16 protein-coding genes are annotated in these 22,590 nt (G+C 55.7%); 7 read left to right on the top strand and 9 right to left on the bottom strand.

Annotated features, from left to right (window positions below):
• Positions 1-3,006 (top strand): hypothetical protein (locus ENN40_09190; protein HDP95518.1); only part of this gene is annotated, 3,006 nt, incomplete at its 5' end.
• A 161-nt stretch (positions 3,007-3,167) separates the two neighbouring features.
• Here ENN40_09190 and ENN40_09185 read toward each other — a convergent pair.
• The 3 genes from ENN40_09185 to ENN40_09175 all read right to left on the bottom strand — a co-directional run bounded on the left by ENN40_09185 (position 3,168) and on the right by ENN40_09175 (position 9,473).
• The gene (locus ENN40_09185) at positions 3,168-6,392 is read right to left on the bottom strand and encodes a pyruvate, phosphate dikinase (protein HDP95517.1); all 3,225 of its coding nucleotides are present in this window, start codon (positions 6,390-6,392) and stop codon (positions 3,168-3,170) included.
• Positions 6,389-8,122 carry a hypothetical protein gene (locus ENN40_09180; protein ID HDP95516.1) on the bottom strand — a complete coding sequence of 578 codons (1,734 nt, stop codon included), beginning with the start codon at positions 8,120-8,122 and terminating at the stop codon, positions 6,389-6,391. The genes ENN40_09185 and ENN40_09180 overlap by 4 nt, the downstream gene beginning before the upstream one ends.
• 70 nt (positions 8,123-8,192) lie before the next feature.
• Positions 8,193-9,473 (bottom strand): Glu/Leu/Phe/Val dehydrogenase, encoded by a 1,281-nt coding sequence (locus ENN40_09175; protein HDP95515.1) that lies wholly within the window; start codon positions 9,471-9,473, stop codon positions 8,193-8,195.
• 312 nt (positions 9,474-9,785) lie between these two features.
• Between ENN40_09175 and radC the strand changes: the two genes are divergently transcribed.
• Positions 9,786-10,445: a DNA repair protein RadC gene (gene radC / locus ENN40_09170; GenBank protein HDP95514.1), complete on the top strand. Its 660-nt coding sequence runs from the start codon at positions 9,786-9,788 to the stop codon at positions 10,443-10,445.
• A gap of 41 nt (positions 10,446-10,486) precedes the next feature.
• Here radC and ENN40_09165 read toward each other — a convergent pair whose 3' ends face one another.
• Positions 10,487-13,339: a serine/threonine protein kinase gene (locus tag ENN40_09165; GenBank protein ID HDP95513.1), complete on the bottom strand. Its 2,853-nt coding sequence runs from the start codon at positions 13,337-13,339 to the stop codon at positions 10,487-10,489.
• A 326-nt stretch (positions 13,340-13,665) separates the two neighbouring features.
• Here ENN40_09165 and ENN40_09160 point away from each other — a divergent pair, with 326 nt between their 5' ends.
• The gene (locus ENN40_09160; GenBank protein HDP95512.1) at positions 13,666-13,983 is read left to right on the top strand and encodes an HPF/RaiA family ribosome-associated protein; all 318 of its coding nucleotides are present in this window, start codon (positions 13,666-13,668) and stop codon (positions 13,981-13,983) included.
• A 75-nt stretch (positions 13,984-14,058) separates the two neighbouring features.
• Here the strand turns inward: ENN40_09160 and ENN40_09155 are convergent, their stop codons facing one another.
• The 3 genes from ENN40_09155 to ENN40_09145 form a co-directional block, all read right to left on the bottom strand.
• Positions 14,059-14,979 (bottom strand): TIGR01777 family protein, encoded by a 921-nt coding sequence (locus ENN40_09155; GenBank protein HDP95511.1) that lies wholly within the window; start codon positions 14,977-14,979, stop codon positions 14,059-14,061.
• Positions 14,980-15,181: 202 nt separating this feature from the next.
• Complete coding sequence (locus ENN40_09150) at positions 15,182-18,325, bottom strand: hypothetical protein (protein HDP95510.1); 3,144 nt, start codon at positions 18,323-18,325, stop codon at positions 15,182-15,184.
• A complete protein-coding gene (locus tag ENN40_09145; GenBank protein ID HDP95509.1) occupies positions 18,259-19,197 on the bottom strand; it encodes a hypothetical protein in 939 nt (312 codons plus the stop codon). The genes ENN40_09150 and ENN40_09145 overlap by 67 nt, the downstream gene beginning before the upstream one ends.
• Positions 19,198-19,404: 207 nt before the next feature.
• Here ENN40_09145 and ENN40_09140 point away from each other — a divergent pair, with 207 nt between their 5' ends.
• Both ENN40_09140 and ENN40_09135 read left to right on the top strand, forming a co-directional pair.
• Positions 19,405-19,803, top strand: coding sequence for a hypothetical protein (locus ENN40_09140; GenBank protein ID HDP95508.1), 399 nt, complete (start codon positions 19,405-19,407; stop codon positions 19,801-19,803).
• Positions 19,796-20,014 (top strand): transcriptional regulator, encoded by a 219-nt coding sequence (locus ENN40_09135; protein HDP95507.1) that lies wholly within the window; start codon positions 19,796-19,798, stop codon positions 20,012-20,014. The genes ENN40_09140 and ENN40_09135 overlap by 8 nt, the downstream gene beginning before the upstream one ends.
• A 32-nt stretch (positions 20,015-20,046) precedes the next feature.
• Here the strand turns inward: ENN40_09135 and ENN40_09130 are convergent, their stop codons facing one another.
• The gene (locus tag ENN40_09130; GenBank protein ID HDP95506.1) at positions 20,047-20,982 is read right to left on the bottom strand and encodes a SufBD protein; all 936 of its coding nucleotides are present in this window, start codon (positions 20,980-20,982) and stop codon (positions 20,047-20,049) included.
• Complete coding sequence (locus tag ENN40_09125) at positions 20,979-21,719, bottom strand: ABC transporter ATP-binding protein (GenBank protein HDP95505.1); 741 nt, start codon at positions 21,717-21,719, stop codon at positions 20,979-20,981. The genes ENN40_09130 and ENN40_09125 overlap by 4 nt, the downstream gene beginning before the upstream one ends.
• A 438-nt stretch (positions 21,720-22,157) precedes the next feature.
• Between ENN40_09125 and ENN40_09120 the strand changes: the two genes are divergently transcribed.
• Both ENN40_09120 and ENN40_09115 read left to right on the top strand, forming a co-directional pair.
• On the top strand, positions 22,158-22,361 hold the full coding sequence (locus ENN40_09120) for a type II toxin-antitoxin system HicB family antitoxin (GenBank protein ID HDP95504.1): 204 nt from the start codon (positions 22,158-22,160) through the stop codon (positions 22,359-22,361).
• Between the two features lie 24 nt (positions 22,362-22,385).
• Positions 22,386-22,577, top strand: a complete 192-nt coding sequence (locus ENN40_09115; GenBank protein ID HDP95503.1) for an addiction module toxin, HicA family — start codon at positions 22,386-22,388, stop codon at positions 22,575-22,577.
• Positions 22,578-22,590 lie beyond the last annotated feature (13 nt).

The following is a 22,590-nucleotide window of genomic DNA, read 5'->3' as shown; positions in this document are numbered from 1 at the left end:
CTGGGCGGCATGATGCGCTACGGTATCCCGGAGTACCGCCTGCCCAAGGCGATTATGGACGAGGAGATCGCCTGGATCACCGGTCTGGGTGTTGAGGTGAAGCTGGGAATAGAACTGGGCCGCGACATCACCATTGCCGGTTTGAAAGGCAAATATGACGCGGTCTTTTTGGGTGTGGGCGCCCACCGCGCCTCGACCATGCGCCTGGAACACGAAGATGACACCGAAGGCGTATTGAAAGGGATCGAATTTTTAAGGAAGGTTCAAATTGAAGGGCCACCGGAATTTAACGGCACCGTGGCCGTGGTGGGCGGTGGCAATACCGCCATCGATGCCGCACGCACGGCATTGCGTTGCGGCGCTGAAAAAGTGGTCATTGTTTACCGCCGCAGCATCCGCGAAATGCCGGCGCACGAAGAAGAAGTCGAAGCCGCCCGCAGTGAGGGAGTGGAGTTTCATTTTCTGACCAACCCCAAATCCATTGTGCGCGAAAACGGTCGCCTCAAGGGCGTGGAATGCTTAAAGATGTCGCTCCAGGAAGTGGGGGGCGGCGGTCGTCCCCGGCCTGTGCCCATCCCTGGTTCCGAGTTTGTCTTGGAATGCGGCACCCTGATCGGCGCCATTGGACAGCAGGTGGACACCGCATTCAACCAGGGCGAAAACGGCTGCGAACTGGAAAAGTGGGGCACTGTCCGCGCAGATGAAAAAACCCTGGAGACATCGATCCCGGGCGTATTCGCCGGAGGCGACGTGGTAACAGGTGCCTGGACCGCCATCGGTGCCATTGCCCAGGGTAAACGCGCCGCCCTGGCCATTGACAGCAAATTGCGTACCGGCAGCGCGGAAGGGGCCGATTTCCACTTTAACAGTTTCAAACACGTTTTTCACGATGTCGCGCGGGCGGAACTGGAGGACGTGGCTGTTGATCTACCCAGGCAGCACCTGCCGGAACTGCCGGCCAAAGAACGCATCAAAAATTTTTGCGAAGTGGAAGGCGGCTACGTCAGCGAACAGGTGCAGACTGAAACAAAGCGTTGCCTTGAATGCGGCTGTGTTGAGTACTTTGATTGTCAATTGCGGCATTATGCCGATGAATTCGAGGTGGATCTCACGCCTTTCCGCGGGGAAACGCAAGAGTACCACGTGGATTGCAGCCACCCCTTGGTGATCAATGACCCCAACAAGTGCATCAGTTGCGGGCGTTGCGTACGCATGTGCACCGATGAATTGGGTGTGGCGGCCCTGGGATTCGTCCACCGCGGCTTTCGATCCGTGGTGCGGCCGGCGCTTGAGAAACCGCTGGTCGAAACGCCTTGCGTGGCCTGTGGCAACTGTGTGGACACCTGTCCCACCGGCGCCCTTTCCGAACACTTCCCCCACAAAATACTGGGTACCCTGGCCAAAGAAAACATGCCTTCGGTGTGTCAATTCTGTTCCCTGGGATGCGCGGTAAATTTCAAAATCCTGGCTTCAGACCATTTCCACGTGGCCAATACCACCGAAGATGTGCAACAGGGGCCCAACCACGGCATTCTCTGCGCCAGGGGCCGTTTCGGTCATCGCTACCTGGTGGACAATAAGCCCGTTTCGCGGCCTCATCTGCGCAACGCAGATGGACACGAAGCGGCGGATTGGGACGTGGTCCTGGAAAAGGTCCAGACCGGCCTTTCCAAAGTGGTTGAAAAACACGGACCGGAAGCTGTGGGTGTGTTCGTTTCGCCGCGCTGGAGCAACGAGGCCCTGTACCTGGCCCAGAAAATGGCCCGCCAGGCCATCGGCACTTCTCGTTTGGGCAGCTTCTCTTACCTGAATTCAGGCCGGGCCGTGTCCGGATTGAATTCGCAGTTGGGGGCCACCCTGTCCACGGCCAACCTGAACGACCTGGAAACGGCCAAAGTTATCGGTGTGCTCCCCGGTGCCATGGGTGAGGAAAGCCTGGTGGTGGAATACCTGATCCGCCGCGCCCGCAAACGCGGTGCCCGGGTGGTGGTCTTGGGTGAAACCAATGAGCGCATGGCCGCCCTATCCGACCTTTGGCTGACCCCCCGGCCGGGAACCGCTTCTTCCCTGTTCTATGTCCTGGTGCACCAGTGGATTAAAGCCGGCAAAATCGATCCAGACAAAGTGGAGATCCGGGTAAAAAACGGACAGGATTTGCGTTCCCATGCCACTGGATTTTCAGAAGAGAGGGTAATCAAAGAGACGGGCATTGCGGCCGAAACCCTGGAGAAATGGCTAGACACTTTCGCTGATCCCGATATAGAAACCACTTGGATCGTTCCTCCACTGGCTGACGGCGGCCATGACGCCGCCCTGCCGGCCATGGTGGACACCCTTCTTGTCGGGAGCAGTCTCGACGGCAATGGCTGGATCCTGTTGGATCACCATGCCAACGCCGCCGGCGTCCGCGAACTGGGTATCACCCCGGATCATCTGCCCGGATTCAAAAACACGAAATCAGATGTTGATCTGAAAACCGACCTGGAGAACGGCGTCATCAAGGCCTTGATTGTGCTGGGTGAAGACCCGGTGGGAGCCGGAATCCTCAAAGAGGGCGGTGATCAACCGGAGTTTGTGGTTGCCATGGATCGAAGCTGGACCAAAACCATGGAGCGTGCCGACGTGGTGCTGCCCGCGGTTTCCTTCGCCGAAACAGAGGGCACCATGACCCGCTGTGACGGGGTGAGCCTGAACCTTGCGCCCATTGTCCCCATTGATGCAAAACAGCAGAATTGGCATATCATCGCCCGCCTGGGAGCGCGCATGGGCAAAGGTTTTGAATTTACCGGTGTGGAAGATTTGGCGGCGGAAATGCGCGGTGAGCATCCCCTGCTGGCTGCTGAGCGAAACAGCGACTTTCGCGGGGCCTTATTGCTGGAACAGGGCCCCCTGAACGGCAAAACCTTCCGCTTCGCCTGCGTGGAGCCGAAAGAAACCACGGTTGCAGAGGCTCCCGAAGCCATCGCCGCCGAACGGTACTTTACAGAAAAGATACGGACGAAATAGAGTGCTTCTCCCGAACCGGGCGAGTGGCCGGTAGTGAGAGGCGATTGGCCGGGGGACTGTCTCCTTCTTTCCAAGTACGGGCGACCGGTTGGTCGCCCGTACGCCGATTTTAATCCGGGCGGGTTTGAAACCCGCCCCTACAACTGCCTTCCTATCACCTGTCACCTTTTTTCAACTTCTTCCCTTTTCAACTCTTCAACTTTTTTTGTTTTCATTTCCAGCGGCCGGGCGGCATCGGTGACCGCGCCGATCTTGACCGCATAACTGGTGCGGTTTTCGATGTCCTTGTCGGTCACAAAGTGGATGTCCAGCAGGCCTTCTGCCGGGTAGCCGGTGCGCAGGTGGTTGATCTCGCCCAAGGCGCGGCTCCAGCCGTCCAGCCAGAGCACAAGTTCCTCGCGCTGTTTCTTTGTGCCGCTAAAATGAACAAGCAGATCGATGTCGCTGCCCGGTCCGGCGGTGCCGTTCTTGGTACTGCCGAACAGGTAGATGTTACGCACCCCGAAGCGCTTCCCGTCCAGTTTGCCTGCGATTTGTTCGGCCATGTGCAAGCGCCAGCGCCAGTACTCTTCATGGCGGCCCCCTGTCGTGGTTGCCGGTTCCTGTTGCTGAACCTCGGAGACCATGACTCCGGGGTCTGCCAGCATGGCCACGCAACGGTTCAAATCCGCGTTCATGAGTATCTTCAGAATGCGGCCGCGGTTGCCGGAGGGGATGTCGATAACCCGGACCGCGTTTTCCAGGGGAGCGAATTCCGGCAGCATTTCTTTGAGGATATTGGGTTGAGATGTAAAGAAGCGTTCGTTGAACACCGCGTCGGGGTCGTCGGGATAAAGGGGCAGGTAACGGATGGACGCCTCGACCAAGTCCTGGAAAAAGTGGGTGCCGAATGACAGGTCCGGGGTGTAATTGCCTTTTTTCTTGGCCACTTCCACCAGGGCCGCGGTGTTGTTGATTTCTGAATAGGTGACGCTGACACCCAGCTTGATGTCACCGCGGCTGCCCCAACGCCCCGGTCCCATCAAAATGAACTGGCGTTTGGGAAGAAGTTTATTCAGGCGGCCGACAACGGTTCCGACCCGTTTCAACTCCTGGTGCGAAGAAAGGTTGTTGTACCCGTCCGGGTCCACGTACACAACGTGGGTGATATCCGGAATACTGCCGTTGGAGATATAGCGGTTGGCCGTAAACACCGTGTCCTGGATGGGGATGTCCTTGGGAATGGGGCTGGGCTGAATATCGCGGGAATAGCTCTGCGGCCGGCACTGCAGCAAGTAGAGGTGGGTGCCGTCATGGGCGAATTCCACATCCACCGGGCAGCCGATTTTTTGCTTTAACAGGTTCAGCAGGTTGCGCATGCGGCTGATAAACGGCGTACGCTGAATCAAACCCTCAAAGTTGGCCACCAGTTCGTGGTTTTCGAAATCGATGTTCATTATCGATGTGGGGGGAGTAATCATATCTCCATCCTTGATGGATACCACGCGGTGGATGCCGTTGATGTCATCTCCGTGAAGCCGCAACAGTTCCCGGATCTCCATGGTTTGGAAAGAGTTGGTTTTCAGGTTGATCAAGTCCACGTATCGTGGGGAGTAGCGCTGGACCTCTTCCGGTGTTACATTCACCCGCAGGTCGGGTTTCCCCGGGGCGATCAGGCAGGGATAATCATCAGCCACCCGGTCCACCGCGCGAGTGCCAAGTCCGGGTACCATGCGGATCAATCCGTCTTCGCGTTCAATGCGTGCCGACCAGCGGAACTCGTTGTGACTGAAAGCCACGCCGGCGAAAGTGGGCAAAAAGAAGTCACCGACTTTGTGCCCAACCACTTCCTGGATCATGATGCCCATTTCTTCAAAGAAATCCAGCAGGCCCCGCTCGGTGCGATATTCAATGGGATCGGGGGAGAATGTCGAGGCGTAGATCTCCGCGATGGCGTCTTTCAGGGCGTCCAGGCGTTCCGTCTTGGAACCGCGGTTGGCCAGGAACAGGCTCTTGTACTTACCGGAAAACGCGGCACCCAAACGGTCTTCCAGCAGGCTCGAACTGCGTACGATGATGGGGGTTTCTCCCAGGTCATCCAGGGCCATCGAGAGTCCGCGGATGATCTCCGGCGGAAAATGGGAATTCTTGAATATCTGGATAATGTTGGGGTATTCCAGGGTGATTTCATCCACGTTCTTGTATTTCTGTTCGATTACCTCTTCCAGATTGTTGTAATACAGGAAGGTGATCAATCCGTCTGAGGAGATATACCAGGTCTTGGGTACTTTCAGGTTGGGGAAGAGGGTCTCGAATTCCGGGCTTTTGCACAGGATACGGTCCGCCAGGAAGAGGCCGGCGCTTTTCCCCCCCAGTTTGCCGTGGCTGCCCTGGGGGAAGATGACGTGGGGGATCAGGTCGTAGTAGTCCTCCACATCGATGTGTTCCTTGGCCACGTTGATGAACTCCAACTGGTCGGAAAAGAAGCGTCGAACCAGCGAGACCTTCAGGCCTTTCTCAATCGAGGGCGACAGCGTGATGCCCTCGGCGTGCATGAAACGGTAGCGGGTGATGGAGTCGATGATTTCGGGCAGTGACGAGCTGGGGTCGTCGATAGCCCGTACCAGGAACCGGGATTTGTCTTCCTGGATCCATTTCTGCACATGAGAGAGGATGACGTCTGACTTGAGGTTGCGCGCGGCGATGTGAAAGACCTGGCGCCCGATCAGGTAGAGGTTGTCCATAGTCTGCTTGGCCTGGGGACGGTTGTCGTCTTCCAGCAACTCTTTCTCGTTGAGTTGCCCGCGTCCGCTGAAACTCTGCAACAGGGTTTTCGCGCTTTCCACCCCGTTCCAGCACAGGTAGTGGAGCATCTTGTGGGAGAGGTAGATAAAAAGCTTTTTGTCGGTTTTCTGCAGCAGGTCCACGATGACTTCCCACTGGTCCTGGCGGTGGTTGATCATGTTGCCGGCCTGTCGCCATTCCTGGTAAACCTCTTTGAGCTCCCGGTGCAGCACCGTGTGGCCGATGCGTTCGGCTATGGAGTTGATCAAGCGGGTCTCTTCTTTGAGGAATATCCCGTCTTTGGAAGCCGGAACCTCTTCTCGGTAAGACACGGTGATGCGGCCGACGGGCTTTTCCTGAACCACGATGTCGACGGTCTGTTGCCACGGCGTATCTTCGTAGTCCCGGGTAAACCAGGATTGCTCCTGGTATTCCAGTTTGACCTGGCAGAGTTCGGGGAATTGCCAGCCGTCGGGGATGACGTGCAACAGGCCGCGGAACATGGCGTCCAGGTCATCCCGGGTTTCGCTGAGAACCTCTTCAACCATGTACAGGCAATTGAGTTCCTTGGCGCGTTCCTGCAGGTCCCGCATCAGGCCGTCCATGGGTTTGCCGTCATTCATCGCAGTATGACTCCTTGGCGAGACCGCCCGTCCACCTTGATTGTTAAAGGGCTATCCAGGTGAAGGTGGCGGATATGCCGCGTTTCTGTTTCCGCTTCCTGTTTGTCCAACCATTCCCAGTCGAGGAAGTCACGACCGTAGCGGATTGAGAAAAACGGAATCTTGAGGTTGGTTAGGTTGTGAAAAAAGTGAGATCCCTGACTCAAATCAACATGCCCTCCCGCCGGGGTGGATTCAACCATGGCGCGGGCTCCGGAAATCCGGCCCCAGTTGACCGGAACCCCCAACCAGGGGTCCGATGATCCCCAACGGCCGAAACCCATAAGCAGAAAGGGGCGTTGCTGTTGCAACAGGACGCGGTTGAGGTCCGCCAACTCCCGGGCGATCTTTTGGGAATATTTGAAATCGAAACTTTCACGCGGTAAATAGACGATGTCGCGAATGCCCTTTATCACCCCGTTGCCGAGAGCGCCGGCTGTGGCCAGCAAGCGATTGGGGGCGTTGAACTCCGCCCGGGTGATTTCGACCTCTTCGGCTGACAAGGCAAGGGGGCGGATCTGCAACACCGAAAAAACCGCGGGATCTTTGCTGTTGTTTTTCCAGTCCAGGGCGAACTCCATTTCAACGGGAGATCCGGCGGCTTCCTCGCCCAATTTGAGCAGTTCCCGCAACAGGTCGTTCAGGGGCATCAGCCCCACCTGGAGTATGGGCGCGAAGGAGATGATGCGTGGGCCCTGTACGGCCACGCCGGGTTGGATGCGGTCCGATGCGGCGTCGTAGGTGGAAGCCACCCTTTTCAGGGTGTTGTCGTAATCGGCTTCTTCAAGTTCCAGGTGGATGAGGAATTCCGTTTCTTCCAGGGGGTTGACTTTTTTGGGCCGGACCATGTTGACGGCCCAGAATTTGCGCTGGGTCTGCTTGAGCCAGTCTGATGTGGATCCGAAAGGCGGAACGGCGCGTGGGTGGGCGGGGGAGTAGCTCCAGGTTTGTCCGCCATCCACAATGCTTTTGCCTAACCCCAGGGCCAGGTCTACTACCCCTTCTTCGGGTTTGGCCGCTCCCTGGGGATAGAAGTTGAAGGATCGGGCCACTCCGGAAATAATCGGGTAGTGGCGCTTGTTGCGCTCCCGGCCGGCCACGTCCTGGATCATGACGGCCATTTTTTCGTCCCAGGGGCTGAAACCCACCGCTTCGCGGTAAGCGCGGGCCGCGGAAAAGAACGTAGAGGCGTAAACGAACTTGATGGCTTCCACCAGGCTGCGGAAGCGGGCGTCCGTGTCCGGCTGGTTGTTGGGAATCATCTTGGTGGCGTAGATCCCGGCAAAAGGTGAATCGGCGGCATCTTCCAACATACCTGAAGAACGCACCGCCAGGGGATGACGCGTACGTGCGATTAAATGGTGCAAATCACCGGTAAGGTCAACCGGAAGTTCACCACGCATGAAGTGGTGGGCGATGCGGTCGTCGGGCGGCTCCGTTTCCACCACAGTGGCCAGGTCGTTCTGTTTCATGAAACGGTCAAAGAAATCCGTGGCAATGACGGTAAAGGGGGGAATGTCCACCAGGAAACCCCGGTAATCGGCATTGCCGAAGCGCTGCTCCAGATCCTGCCGGAGTGCCGTCAGGCCGGATGCCTTGCCGCCAAGACTCCCCGTCCCTATACGTGTGATTGGCGGGCGTGGGTCATCCTGGCGGCGGAAGGGCGACACCGTGGTTATTCGATCCGTCATCCTATACCCCTTGAGGCTCCCCCGTCAACGGGGTTAAAACACGTTTTTATCGCATTTACCCGGCCGGGGATTACACCCAGCCGCGGTTGTGGCATGCCCGGGCCACACTATCAACGGCGATCACGTAAGCGGCATCCCGCATCTGCAGTTTCTTGCGGCGAGCCAGTTCACTGACGCGGATAAACGCCGCGGTCATCTTGGTGTCCAACTTGCCCAGCACCTCGTCTTTTTCCCAGTAGTAATTCATGTTGCTCTGCACCTGTTCAAAGTAGCTGCAGGTGACACCGCCGGCGTTGGCCAGGAAGTCGGGAATTACGAAAATGCCGCGCTCCCGGATCACGGCATCGGCTTCAACCGACGTGGGGCCGTTGGCACCTTCCGCCATGATGCGCACGTTGCGGTGGATGTGTTCCACGTTGCCCGCGTGGATCTGGTTCTCCAGGGCGGCGGGGATCAGAATCTCCACCTCCTGTTCCAGCCAGGCGTCGGCATCCAGCACTTCGTAGCCCAGGTCCCGGGCCTGATCAATGCTGATGCCGCCGAAACTGTCGGTAATGGGCAGCAGTTCATCCAGATTGATGCCCACTTTCTTGCGGAAGGTTACCCCGGCCTCCGTTTCCGGGTTCCAACAGGCCACGGTTGTTACAGTTCCACCCAGTTGTGTATAGAGATCAATGGCGTGACGCGCCACGTTTCCGAATCCCTGAACGCTGGCGCGCGTATCCCCGGGCCGGATATTCAACTCTTTCAGGGCTTCCCGCAGCGCGAAAACCAATCCGTATCCGGTTGATTCCACCCGGCCCAGGGATCCCCCCATGTCTACCGGCTTGCCGGTAATGAAACCCGGGTACTTGTCTCCGTATATGGCCTCATACTCGTCCAGCATCCACAGCATGTGGCGGGCGTTGGTCATCATGTCCGGGGCGGGTACATCCGACAGGGGGCCGACGTCGCGCGCGACTTTTCGTACCCAGCCGCGACACAACCGTTCCTGCTCCGTCAGGCTCAAGTGGTGAGGGTCACAAATCACCCCACCCTTGGCTCCGCCCAGGGGAATGTTGACCACCGCGCATTTCCAGGTCATCCACATGGCCATAGCACGCACCGTGTCTATGGTTTCCTGGGGATGAAAACGAATCCCCCCTTTGGCCGGTCCCCGGGCATCGTTGTGCACCACGCGAAAGCCCCGGAACACCTGGATGGAGCCGTCGTCCATTGTTACGGGAATGCTGAAATGGTATTCCCGTAGCGTATCCCGCAACAGGGCGCAGGTGGCGCTATCCAGGTCCAAAACCTCCGCGATGTGATCAAACTGGGCGCGGGCGGTATCAAAGGCGTTGTATTCAGGCATGTCGGGCTCCAAGGGGGGGCGGTTTTCGCGTTACCCCGGCATAAATAATTGTATGCCAGGGGGAGAGGAGAGTCAACCGGGGGAAGGCGAGTGGCCAGTGGCTAGGGGCCAGAGGCGGGAAAGAGGTCAGAACGGGGCGGTTCGTGAACCGCCCGTACCACGGGTGAAGGAAAACGAGGTGTGAGGGAGGCACTCCAAAAAAGCCTACAGATACTTCCGGAATCTTCCTGCAAATACTCCCGAGGTCTTCTACGTTCTACCTTCTACAAATACTGATAAGGTTAATGGCATCGGTTTTGCTGGTTTGTTTGCATGACCTTGAAGATCGCGGAACAATACGTGTACGACCGCCCGCGGGAGAAACTGGCGCAAAAGGGCCCGCCGGCGCTGTCCGACCGCGAGCTGGTGGCTTTGATCCTGCGCAGCGGCACGCAGAAACGGCATGTGTATGCCCTGGCGGATGAAGTGTTGAACCTGGTGCGCCGCGAGGACGGAAACGTCACCATGGCGCAATTAGAGACCATCAGCGGCATGGGGCCGGCCCGGGCCGCTGCTGTGGCCGCGACCCTGGAACTGGCCCGGCGCTTCAACGATCGCCGCGGCCGTGGCGTTCACCGTCCCGAAGATGTTTTGCCCCTGGTGGTGGACATCCAGGAGAAAACCCAGGAACATTTTTTGGTCATCACCCTCGACGGCGCCCACCACCTGGTGCGCCGCCGCACTGTTTTTGTAGGCACCCTCAACCAGTCTCTGGTCCATCCCAGAGAAGTTTTCTGCGGAGCCATATCCGACCGTGCCGCCGCGGTTGTGCTGGTTCACAATCATCCCTCCGGCAAAGTCATCCCCAGCCCGGAAGACCTGGAAACCACGCGTCGCCTGGTGCGGGCGGGGCGCCTGCTGGGTATCCCCGTATTGGATCACATCATCGTCGGCCGGGGAAACTGGAGCCGTATCGAGACCCACGGGATGTAAACAAAATCAGAAGCGAAAAAAGGGTGTCCGGTTGCTGTCGGTTATGATCTTTGCTTTTTGCTCAACCATTTCCTTGCCTTCGCGGCCAATTCCGTGTGCGGATTGGCCGCGATGCATTCCCTGAAACCGCGTTCCGCCTGTTCGCTGTCTCCGGCCATCTCCATGACAAGGCCGTACACGTATGCATCGTAGAATAACCACAGCCGGGTTATGAAATCACCGCGTGCCTTCTCTCTCAGACGTTCAAAAGCCGTTTGGGCGGATTGCGCCGCTTCGGCTGTCCGGCCGGCACGTGCCAGGAGATAGCAGGATGAAACTTCAGCCAAGTGACCGAAATCCAGCGAGTTGTAAGAGATGTCATTAAATAAAAATCGCGCTTTTTCCCTGTTTCCGGAGTTCAGCAACAAGGTGCGGCCCAATAGCAATCGCAGCTCGCGCACGTCAACAGCGTCAAGGGCCATTTGCTCCAACTCAAGCAGGCGGGTTTGTGCTATTTCGTAATCACCTCCGAAAAAGGCTTTGGTTGCCAGGCAGAATTGAGCAATGTCCTCTACTCTATTCCCGATACGGTTAAACTCGGCTTCGGCTTGGTTGAACAGGCCTGTGTGCAGAAACAGATAGCCTTTAAACAAGTTCACACCAAAAACGGCAAAACCCCAGAACTGTGTGCTGTCTGAGCGGCTGTCGGTCAGGCGGGTGAGGGCGGCCGGCGTGTCACCCCGGAGCATTTCCATTTCACAGAGCCTCTCACAGGCATCCTTGTTACCGGGATAAATCGACAACGCTTGCTGCAGGGTCTTTTCTCCATCCCCATAGCGCCCGAGTGCGATCTCCAGGTCGCCTTTCAAGTAGAGGACAATTGAGCGCAGGAAGGGGTTTTCGATAGAGAAAGAGCCGGCTTGATTGATCAAGGCCAGCGCATTCCGTGGATTGTGTTTTACTAGCTTTTCCTGAAAGCTCATATTCACAAGCGTATAGAGCCGGCGCAGCGTATCAAGCCGATCGGAATAAACCGTGCTCCCCCTTGTGGACTGCATGGTCAGGCGCCCGTCGCGGTCGAAATCGAGTAAATCTCCGTTGGCTTGTTCGGTAAAGCGGGCGCGCCCCTCTTCACGCCAGCGGTTTTTCAGTATTCGTGCCCGAAATGGCAGGAAAAAGAGCCGGTCTTCATCAGGGACATTGTTACGTTGACCAGAAGCCATGCTGGGAATGCCCTTGAGCAGACGTGTGCTGGTTGTGGATTTGTCAAACACAAATTCAGATATAAATTGACTGTGGGCGATCAGGTTGTTGATTCCGACCAACATAAAAGACACTTTTTCATCGTTTCGTTCCAGCAGGGCGGCTGTGAATCTCCCCGGATGGGTGTACACGTATTTTTCGAGGCCCTCCATGTATATCAGGGCAGAAGGATGCATGCCCTGATACTGCTGCAGGGTGAAAGAAACGCAGGTTTCCCCGCTGGCGTTCAAGCCGTGATTTTGGAAAGCATGGGGCCTGGTGATCTGAACGTAATCGTATGCGTCATAGTGGCCGGACAGGGGTTCCTTTTTTAACAGTTTGCCGGTGGATGACACGATGGCCAGTCGGCACATGAGGGTGTCATCCGCAATGGACATCTCAACCGGAAAAGGCTTTTCCAGGGGTGGAGCCAGGAGGGCAATCGTAACCGGATCATCTCCCAGGTCAAGGAAGGGAATTTCGGGGGAACTGCCCGTTCCCAGTAGTAGGGGCGCCGAGAGCTTGGTGGAATAAGCGGCAAAGACGTGGAACGGGGAAAAATCTTTTTTCCATAGTTGGATGCCCAGGCGGTTGCGGGCCTGAAGAACACCTTCCCGGGAAATGAACCTGTGGATCTTTTGGGAGCCGAAAGTTGCCTGAAAACCAAAAAAAATAGTAGCGCTTAGAATCATGCCGATCAGGCCCGCTTTCAGCGGCCTGCGGTTCAGGGTCAGCAGCCCGCGGCGTAACCGGGAGACCTTTTGCTTGCGAAAGAAATCGGCCATGGTGCCGGCGTCACGGAAGCGTCGCTCCGGGGCCTTTTCCAGGGCTTTCTCAATCCCGATATAGAGGAAAGGCGGCAAGCTGCCCTTATCCACTTGCGGCGGATCCGGCTTTTTGGCGAGTTGCTTGGAAATCATTTCCATGGTGCTTGAGCTTTCGAAGGGATGACGGTTTGTCAGTACGCGGCAGAGGATCAATCCCAGCTGGTACACATCCGAGGCGTACCCGATGGCGTTCCCGCGGATTTGTTCAGGTGACATGTAATAGGGCGATCCTACGATTTCGCCGACAGTTGAGGTCTTTTCCATGTCCATGACCTCTTTGGCCAAACCAAAATCGAGGATCTTGATGCGCTTGTTTTCATCGATCAGGATATTGGCCGGCTTCAGGTCCCTATGAACGATACCGTTGCAGTGCAACACGGCCACCGCTTCCAGGATGTTGATAAATATGTCCTTGAATTCCGCCCAGGTCAAGGGACATTTATCTTCCAGGAGCGACTTCAGGCTGCGTCCGGAGGCGAGTTCCATGACCAGGAAATGGATTCCGCGCCAACTTTCCAGTGAAAACACCTTGATAATGCGTTCGTCGCTGATCTTGCGCGCGATATTGATCTCGCGCGTGACGCGCAGAAATTTCCTGTCTTCCTTCGTCAACTCGGGATTGAGGAACTTAACCGCCATACTTGTGCCCAGGGTGATGTCAAGTGCCTCGAAAATGATGCCGAACCCGCCTTTGCCGATCAGCCTTTTTATGCGGTAGCGGCCGTTGATGATTGTGCCCGGCTTTAACTTGACCAGGTTGAAGTAGACAAGTTCCAGCGGGCCCATCTCGACCCGATCAAACTTCTTTCCGCCCAGGTGGGTGGGTCTACTGTCGTTTCCAGCCATTTCGCCCCGTTTTCAATCGGTTCCCTTCGGGATCGAATCTTAGCAATTCGCTCCATAAAAAGCAACAACTTTTTCCCAAACCCCCAACTCAAACTCGTGATGAGGAAAGCTTCGGGCGCTGTGATGAAAGGCAGACGTTTTCCGGTTGAATGAATGTGAATGGCCAGTGGCGAGAGGCAAGGGGCGATGGGCGAAGGCAAGGTGACAGGAGCAAGGAAAACCATTTGTTTCGGACGTAAGAGCGAAAGATTTTTCGCCCCTACCATTTTTTCAAACTCTTCAACTTTATACTACTTATGTTAACATGAGAAAAGGAGGCGAGTCGCATGCATGTTCAGGTCAACACCGATCGCAACATCACGGGCGGAACGGAATTGTCCGTCAAAGTAGAAGCCGTGGTAAAGAAAGGCTTAAAGCGTTTCATCGGCCAGGTCACCCGTATCGAGGTTCATCTCAGTGATGAGAACAGCGCCAAGAAAGGCGGCGGCAATGATATGCGCTGCCTGCTGGAAGCGCGCCCCGCCGGGCTCCAGTCAACCTCGGTCAGCCATCACGCAGCCACCATTGAACAGGCCGTTGACGGGGCGGTTGACAAGATGAAGCGTGTGCTTGACGGCATTTTCGCGCGCCGTGCCGATCACTGAAAAAGAGGCGAAAGCTGGACCACGATTAAGAAAGGTTTTTCCGGGGCTTGCAGCCTCTTATAGTTTCGCAGGCGGTCAGAATTTCGTGCCCGCCTTTATTTTGGGGTAGGCAAAGCGGAACCCGGCGGCTTTCAGGCGCTTGGACCGGGCGCGCTGACCTTCCAGCAGCGGTTCCGCGGCGGCGCCCAGCACGCAGCGCACCGGGCCCGCGGGAATGTACAGCGGCAGGCGCTTGATTTTGCCCCGGCTTGCCGCCGCGGCCAGAACGGAGAAATGCTGCGGAAACGGCGCGCACAGGTTCACCGGGCCGGTGATTTCCGTATCGGCCAGCAGGAAGGCCAGAGCTTCCAGGTAGTCGCTCAAGTGGATCCAGGCCAGCCATTGGCGTCCGCCTCCGGGCAGGGGAGTTACACCCAGGCTCTGGACTGCATGCAAGCGCTTCAGGAAACCGCCGTCCGGGGACAACACCACGCCCGTGCGCAACAGGGCCAGGGATACCCGTTTCGGTCGCAATTCCCGCGCCGCTGTTTCCCAATCGCTCACCAGCCCGGCCAGAAAACCCCGCCCGGATGGAGAATCCTCATCCACCCAGCGGTTTTTCGTGTCGCCGTAGATTCCCACGGCTGACCCCTGGAGCACGCGTACGGTTTTGCGCCCTCCCGAAAGGGCCGCCATCAGGGCCGCGGTGCTGCGGATGCGGCTGTCCCGCAACCGGCGGCGAAAAGCCGGAGTCCAGGGTACGGTTTTCAACGGCGAGCCGGCGAAGTTGACCACCCCTGCCACCCCTTTCAGCAGCGGCGCCAGTTCGGCTTCGTCGCGGCCGTTCCAGGTATGGAGTCGGCTGACCCCTTCGGGAAGTTCATCAAGATCCTCTGAGCGGGTGGTGCCCAGCACCTCCACTCCGCGGCCGGCCAGGAAAGCCGCCAGGTGCCGTCCCAGGAAACCACTTACGCCGATAATCATCACCGGGGAAGGCAGGGCTGCGGGTTCCGCCATGGGAATATTATCGAATTTTTCGAAAAAATAGTAAATGGGGAGAATGGCAAGTGGCGAGGGGCAAAAGGCAATAGGCGATTGGCCAGAGGCTGGTGGCGAAACACAAGGCGATGTCTAAAGTCTTTCTGACTTTTGCAAATACCGAAATGAACGGCGCTTGGAGGCAGGGGAAAGTCGTATGCCTCCCGCTTTATGCGCAGATTCATTTTTTTCCCGCGCCGCCTCTTTCCGCCTCCAGTTCTTTCAAGGCCCTGTGAGCCTCCCGGTATTCGTCCAATGCTTCCTGAACGTTTCCCGGTCCACCGGTGGTGGTTAAAGTCGTGTACCGGGAGTAAGCCGCTTCATATCGAGTTTTAGCCGCAGACAACCTCTTCAGGTAGTCATCCCCGCGATCTTGCGGCGAGGATGCCGGAGATGCCGCAGGGGTTGCCGCTGGGTCTGTTGTTTTGCCGGCATTTCCAGCGGGAGGTTTGCCCGGAGTCCATTCGTAAAAGTAAAAATAGGCATCAAAGGCAGTGCCCATGGGAGTACTCAGCCCCCCCCTGACATACAAGCAAAGGTATTTATAATCTGATGACCTGTCGTAGAAGGTATAAACAGAACCCTCCTGCAATCTGGGATCCATCTCGCCTCTTATCATGTGAACCGCGGGATGAAGAATCGGGAGCCTGTCGGGGATCAACGGCTTTTCGGTACGTGCCGCCCCGAATTCACATTTTACAGAATAATAACCCGTGTTTTTCCCCCTGATTTCACCGGTGCTGGTGTCCTGATGAATATCTTCGAGTACTTCGGCCTTGTACCGACCGTCCCATTGATCGCCGGGGGTTGCCGCTGCAGGCGGCGGAGCCCATTTCAGGCTGAGGGTCAGCGCCTCCAGTTGATCCCTGTCTCTCCCCTTCATTATTCGTCCTCTTGCCTCGATGTGACCGCTGCGAGTAACGGTTTTTATATATTTTCCACCTTCTCTCCCCCGGTCAGTGGCTTTGACACCTGCATTTTCTACTTTAACTAATTTCCAATAACCGGAAGCCTTGTCCTCATCTATCTCCTTTACATGCACAGTAAAGGTGCTTCCACTATCCAAATGCCCAGTAGCTACTGCATACAAGCCATCTCCAGGCCCCATGTGGACCGGATACGTCTTCTCAAAGGTCTTGTTTGCAGGATTACTCAGAAACAATTCCAGGCTCCATCCTCCCACATACTCAACCTTGTTCTTACGGTCGTTCTGTTTAAGCAGGTAAACATCCACCCACCAGGGTTTCATCCTGCCCATCTGATGGTAAGAAGTGTTGTAAGTGGTATGAAAATTTACTTCGAAAGACCGTCCCCTTCCGGGATCTTCGGGCAGAAGTCCCTGAACCTGGGCAACCAGTCCCTGAGGGAGGGAAAACTTCACGATTCTTTGCTTCCTGTCCAAAGGCAATGGTTCAACGGGAAGTTTACCCTGGAAAGGGTTCGTACCGTCAAACAGGGCATGACCGACAAAGTCACGGTATAGGTGAGTAAGCGTACTGCCGCTTTTTGACTTTAAAGTTTTTTCCAAAACGGTTTGCAACCCCTGGGTTGTGGAAGCTTCAGCAACTGTTTTGTACATATCCGCAAAGGAGATTCTTCTGTTTTCGACCAGGTAATTCCAGAACCAGGCATTCTTATAGGAATGGTCAATAGAACTGGAAAAGAAATCCTCGGGAAAGTAAGCGGCGTTGAGTTTGTATAACGTGGGATACTGTTTGTTGAGAACTGTTTTTCTGGCGGCATACTCCGCGGTAGATTCAAGCCACCAGTTGTTATTGCGGGTAAATCTCACCCAATCTGAGATCTTGCCGAAACCCGATTGCTTCATACCCATCCAGTAATCCTTGTTCTGAACCGCGTGAAAAAGTTCGTGGCTGATATAATAGTCGTGCATTGCCGGCATGATGCCGATGTAAATGGAACCGGATCGCGCATAGTATTTGGGGTCTTGAATTTTTGACTGGACGTAGATGGGAAATTTGTCCGACACCTCGACACCATAAGTTGCGCCGGAATAAGACTCCCACGTGGATATGTCCTTTCTGGTTTTTACAAGCGCCTTGCTGTGATGATATTTGGTCGTTACATTGAGGTTCTTTTGGTAAGGCTCTTTACCAAACGCTTTTTTGTATTTTTCCCAGGCGTTTTCTCCGTGATAAGCCAACTCCACAATATACCTGGGAGCGTCATACCTGTTGTAAATATCTTCGGGAAGATTATGGAATGAAGTCGGCATGTCCGCCAACTTTTTTTCCAATTGGGTGATTTCGTTTCTATCGCCATCTGTGAAAGGTTCCTTGGCGATGGCCTCTTTTAAGTTCTGAACAGCCTTCTTCAGGGAAGGAATCCTGGATGGATCATCCCGCCGGGCTTTTTCCAGCTCAGTATTCAGCCGGTTAAGCTCCAGAATCCGTTTCTGCCTGGCTTTCAACTGATGCAGCCGATTAAAGTCTTCAGGGTAAAATTCGTTTAGATTGAAAAATATAACAAAGTTATCGGTCACAAGAACCCGGTGGTTCCCGAAAAAACTCTGGACCATAACCACTTGCCAGAGGCCGTTGCGGGTAACATCCGCCCTCAGAACCTTACCGGCTTCATCGTAGTCCGCAGGAACCGGCAACCACATTTTGGTTGACTCATCGAAAAACTCAACCTCGAAAAAATTGCCGTCGGAAATCTCTTTTTCCCTCCCTGAGAGATCGCAGTTGAACTCCAGGACAAAACCATCGGGAATATCCAGGGGGTCATCAAACTTTATGCTGTAAACGCCTATTCTGCGGGTGTTGGCGGAAACCGGCGGCGGATTGACAACTTCCGATATGGTCAGTTTCTGTTCTTTTTGAAGTCCTTTTGGCGGAATCACAACCGCAACTTTCGCCTCAATGGCGACTTTCTGTTCATTGTCCACAGCCTTGAGGACTTCCCTTACCAGGGGGGCCAGTTGGTAAGCGGTCGCTTTCGCTTCACTCTTCTCAGTGAACCGTGATTCAACGGTTGCCTGGGCCTTCTCCCGGGGTGATTTCTCGGTGCAAGAGACGCCAAACAACAACAAGCACAGACCAACCGCAAAAATAGGTAAAACACCGCGGATTATTCTGTTTTTACAACACATGGGAAGCCTCCCCCAATGCCAGTCGTGACACAACCTGTCTTTAGCAGGAACGTCAAAGACATGAGCATCATTGCACGCGGCCGCGCGTTGGATCACACCGAAAATCCAGTGCCACCATCTCTTTTTGTCCAGTTGGTTCGGTATGATTATTTCTCCAGTAAGGGTGGCGGAAATCTTCCCCGCAGCGCTCCTATGGAGAACCAGGCCAGCCATACCAAACCGGCCCAGGCCAGCACATAAACGGCTTGCTCACCGCCGTCCAGGACGCTGAACCAGAAAATCCCTCCGCTCAGCACCTGAGCCGCGACGATCGCACCCGCCCCGAGCACAACCCATCCGAAGAAAGGGATCAACCAGACGGTTGCCAGGGCGAAGCAAAACATCAGCAGCGGAAAAAACGGATCCAGTTCGATCCACGAACTGTTCAACATAAAAACCGGAGCGGAAGTCAGGCTCACCGCCAGGCTCCTCAGGAGGGCCCGGCCAATGGGTTTGACGACGGCTTTGCGCGGCGCCCCGTCCTCCGCCGTGGCTGGGTGGATCCTCTGGGTTGCGTAATCCACAACCATTTGAAAGTTTTCCGGGAGACAGACCACCATCATCACCGGGCGCCAGCTGTTCCGCAGCACAATCTGCAGGTGCTTGGGGTTGGTTTCCATGGTGGCGATTTCGTTCCAGGCGACAAACTCTTTTTCCCGTGACGTGGCTAGGGCGCCGGCTCCGGCGGTTTGCATGCTTCCGCCCAGAACGCCGGCGATAACCGCCAGGCGGTTGGTCCCCAGGACCCGCTTGTCAACGGTCTGCCAAAGTATACCGTCTTTGCTCACGGTGAAGCGGACTCGCACCCGGTTGCCCATAAACACCAGCATGATAAACGCGGCCAATAACCCCAACCCCGCGGCAACGAGTACGCTCGCTCCCAGCAAGGGAAGGATGCTTGAGAATTCACCGGTCACGGCCATAATGAAACTCAGAAGAAAAGCCATGATCAGGCCGGCGCCGATGACGGTCAGGGCCGTTTGCTTTAAAACCAGCGGATTTGTTAAAAGCCCGACCCGGCTCTCCCAGGAAATCGTTTTTTCCATGTCATTTTCTCCGCAGGAAGTCACAAGCTTTTTTGCTATTGGAATTTGCGTCCGGGCCGATCATAGGAACTTATGAAATCGGTGTCAAGTTTCACCGCCGGCTGTACGGGTTCGATCCGCTGCGGGCTGAAAAAAAAATAGAAAAATATGTAGTATATTTCTAACACTTTGTTATAATTACATAACATTGGGGTTTGCGGAGGCAACGTGAAAAAAACCATTGTTTCTTTGGTTATCAGTGCATTGGTACTGGCTGGGCTGGTTTTATGGGCGCTTGAGGGTGAGGTTTCCGGTAACATCCAGGAGGCCCTGATGGTGGCCGGAGTGGTGTTGATGGTTGGTTTCGGCCTGTTCATCGGTATTGGCAGGGCCCGGAGTCTGCGTCGAAAAGAACCGCCTGAAGATGAACTGTCGAAAAACGTGCTGAACCGGGCGGCCTCTCTTTCTTACTACATTTCTATTTACATGTGGCTGTTGGTTTTGTTGCTGAGTGACCGCATCAGTATGTCCGTCAACAGCCTGATCGGGGCCGGTATCCTGGGCATGGCCGTGATTTTCCTGTTCTGTTGGATCGGTGTGCGCGCATTCGCCATGAAACATGACTAACCGTATCCGGGAATTGCGCGCGCGCCACGGACTTTCCCAGCTGGAATTGGCCCGGAAAGTCGGTGTACGGCGCGAGACCATCGTCTTTTTAGAGAAAGGAAAGTACAACCCCTCATTGCGCCTGGCTCATGACATTGCCAGTTTCTTTGGATTGCCCATTGAAGAAGTGTTTTTTTTTCCAGAGCGGCAAGAGCCTGGAGAAAATAAATAGCCGGGAAAAATTCCGCCGCACCTTCTGCCCTGTTAACTCAGCAGCCCCTGGATGATCAGTTCGGAGGCCGCGTCTTCATCCAATCCCCGCGACATCAGGGTCTCGAGCTGCTTTTTGTCCACGCTGCCGACCGCCGCCTCGTGGGTGACGTGGGCGCTGGGGTTGCGTACGTCCACGATGGGTGTGGCGCGGGCGCGGCCGCGGTCCAACACGATCTCTTTGCAGTCCACGTGACCACGGGCGTTGTCGCCGGTCGCCGTGATCTGGTTGAACACCTCGGCCACGGCGTCATCGCGGACCGCCACCTTGGAGGTGAGCACGCTGCGGGATTCTTCGCCTTCCAGGAAGGAAATCTCAGCCAGCTTGAGGTGGTCGTCGCCTTTGCCGTTAACGCGGGCGGTCATGTCCACCAGGGATCCGGCCGCGCCGTGGGTGGTGTAGCGGATGTCCATCTTGCCCACGCGGCCGCGGATCAGTTCGAACTCGGTCTTGAAGCGGGCGTCTTTGCCCACGAACACCTCGGCTTTGGGAACCACGGTGATACCTCCCGATTCCGAATGCACGTGGCGCTCAAAATAGGTGTAATCCGCGCCTTCTTCCAGATGGATTTTTGCGTCCATGATGTGTTGCACATCGGTGGCAAAGGGGAAGGTGCAATGGGCATTGAGGCGGATGCGGGAGCGGGCGCCGATGTGGACGTTCATGATAATGTGCTGGATGCCTTTTTCCGGGATCACTCCGAAGCAGAGGTGGACGGGCTTGTGGAGCACCGTATCCGGGGCCAGCACCATTTTCACGTCTACGCCGTGTTCCAGCTCCATGACGTCCACTTCCAGACCGGGTACGGTGTTTTCCGCCAGCACCTTGTTTTCGTTGATGATCAGGCGGGCCACATCCGGATCGTTCATGGCGTGGGGATCCAATTCGGATTGGCGGGCGATCTCCTCCAGGGCCTGTTGCGGGCTCATATTGCTTTCTCCTTCTTTTCCGGGTCACGGACATCGCAGGGCATGCATTCGCCCTCGAAGTAGCGGCTGATTTTTTTCACATTGCCCTGGTCCACCAGGCGGCCGTGGCAGAGCAGAAAAGCATGCTCTGCCTGCTGCAACACCGCCATGCTGTGGGTAATGAACACCACGGTGGTGCCCTCCTCGCGCAAAAGGCGCACCACGTTAAAGATGCGCTCAATCGACTCGATGTCGATGCCCGAATCGGGCTCATCCAGCAGGGCCAGGCGCGGTTTCATGGCCAGGATCGAAGCCAGTTCCACTTTTTTGCGTTCGCCGCCGCTGAGGGTGCGGTCCACGGCCCGCTCCAGGTAACGATCGGGGTTGATCCCCACGGTTGTAAGTGCAGCCTGAACGGCGGCATCGCTCTTGTCCCTGGCGGAAGAACGAATAAAATCGCGCACCTTGAGGCCTTCAAAGCGGGCGGGCTCCTGCCAGGAGAGGGTAATACCCAGGCGGGCGCGTTCGTCGATCCCCAAACCCTTCAGGGATTTACCCAGGAAACGGATCTCCCCGCTGAACTCCCCGTAGCCGTTCAGACCCATGATGGTGTTGGCCAGGGTGGATTTCCCCGCGCCGTTGATGCCCATGATGGCGTGGGTATGGTGTTCCCAGATATCCAATGTCAGGCCGTCCAGAATGGTCTTGTCATCCAACTTCAGGGTGAGGTTGTCTATCTCCAGAAGATTGTGTGGCATGATTTCCTCTTTTGTTTATTCCTGACTATGAAGTTCAAACCTAACAATAAATTATACTCCCTCGGCCGGATGAATGCAAACACAGAGAGGAGACAGGTGACAGGAGGCAAACCCTGAGGGCGCTGAATAAGGAATAAAGGAGAAGGAATAAAAAAGCAGGGAAAAACAACTGAGATTCAGATGAGTTTGTTTTAATGCTTTATGCTTTTGTTTGGAACATTGGGATTTGGATCATTTGAATTTGTTTGGGATTTCGAATTTCGTGCTTCGGATTTAAAAAAAGGTGTCAGGACAGGCCGGAGCGCCCTACAGATACCGAAGGGGATAGGAGAAAGCAGGCAATTCGCCTGGGCCTGGTTGTACCGCGGGTTATTCTATGCCAGAATGTGATTAATGATCTGACTTGCGGGAGAGTGTTATCCCGTGGGAGGTGGTCAAATGAAACGGGAATTCAGCGTAGTAATTGAACGGGATGAGGACGGTGTTTACGTGGGATCCGTTCCGGAACTGCGGGGATGCCATACCCAGGCTGGATCGTTGGACCTGTTGGTGGATCGAATTCGTGAAGCAATCGCCATGTGCCTGGAAGTTGAAGAACCCATCCATAGGGAATTCGTGGGCGTTCAACGCGTTTCCGTCTAAAAGTGGGCACTTACCGGCACAAAACTGATTTCTCTGCTGAAAAAATTTGGATTCGTTGTGATCCGTACCCGGGGCAGCCATCAATTCCTGCGTCATGTGGATGGACGTTGCACGGTAGTGCCGGTTCATCGGGGCGAAACAATCGGAAAAGGTTTGTTATCACGTATCCTGCGGGATTGCGAGCTGACGGTTGCTGACCTGCAGAGCCATCTCTAACCCCCCCTCCAAC

This window comes from Candidatus Aminicenantes bacterium (assembly GCA_011049425.1).
In the GTDB taxonomy this organism is placed as follows: Bacteria; Acidobacteriota; Aminicenantia; order UBA2199; family UBA2199; genus UBA876.
This window is presented reverse-complemented; position numbering and strand designations above follow the sequence as displayed.

Coding starts and splice junctions, on each gene's coding strand:
- ENN40_09185 (HDP95517.1), bottom strand. CDS start 6,392: ATGAATGACGGCAAACCCATGGACGGCCTGATGCGGGACCTGCAGGAA.
- ENN40_09180 (HDP95516.1), bottom strand. CDS start 8,122: ATGACGGATCGAATAACCACGGTGTCGCCCTTCCGCCGCCAGGATGAC.
- ENN40_09175 (HDP95515.1), bottom strand. CDS start 9,473: ATGCCTGAATACAACGCCTTTGATACCGCCCGCGCCCAGTTTGATCAC.
- radC (HDP95514.1), top strand. CDS start 9,786: ATGACCTTGAAGATCGCGGAACAATACGTGTACGACCGCCCGCGGGAG.
- ENN40_09165 (HDP95513.1), bottom strand. CDS start 13,339: ATGGCTGGAAACGACAGTAGACCCACCCACCTGGGCGGAAAGAAGTTT.
- ENN40_09160 (HDP95512.1), top strand. CDS start 13,666: ATGCATGTTCAGGTCAACACCGATCGCAACATCACGGGCGGAACGGAA.
- ENN40_09155 (HDP95511.1), bottom strand. CDS start 14,979: ATGGCGGAACCCGCAGCCCTGCCTTCCCCGGTGATGATTATCGGCGTA.
- ENN40_09150 (HDP95510.1), bottom strand. CDS start 18,325: ATGGCTGGCCTGGTTCTCCATAGGAGCGCTGCGGGGAAGATTTCCGCC.
- ENN40_09145 (HDP95509.1), bottom strand. CDS start 19,197: ATGGAAAAAACGATTTCCTGGGAGAGCCGGGTCGGGCTTTTAACAAAT.
- ENN40_09135 (HDP95507.1), top strand. CDS start 19,796: ATGACTAACCGTATCCGGGAATTGCGCGCGCGCCACGGACTTTCCCAG.
- ENN40_09130 (HDP95506.1), bottom strand. CDS start 20,982: ATGAGCCCGCAACAGGCCCTGGAGGAGATCGCCCGCCAATCCGAATTG.
- ENN40_09125 (HDP95505.1), bottom strand. CDS start 21,719: ATGCCACACAATCTTCTGGAGATAGACAACCTCACCCTGAAGTTGGAT.
- ENN40_09120 (HDP95504.1), top strand. CDS start 22,158: ATGAAACGGGAATTCAGCGTAGTAATTGAACGGGATGAGGACGGTGTT.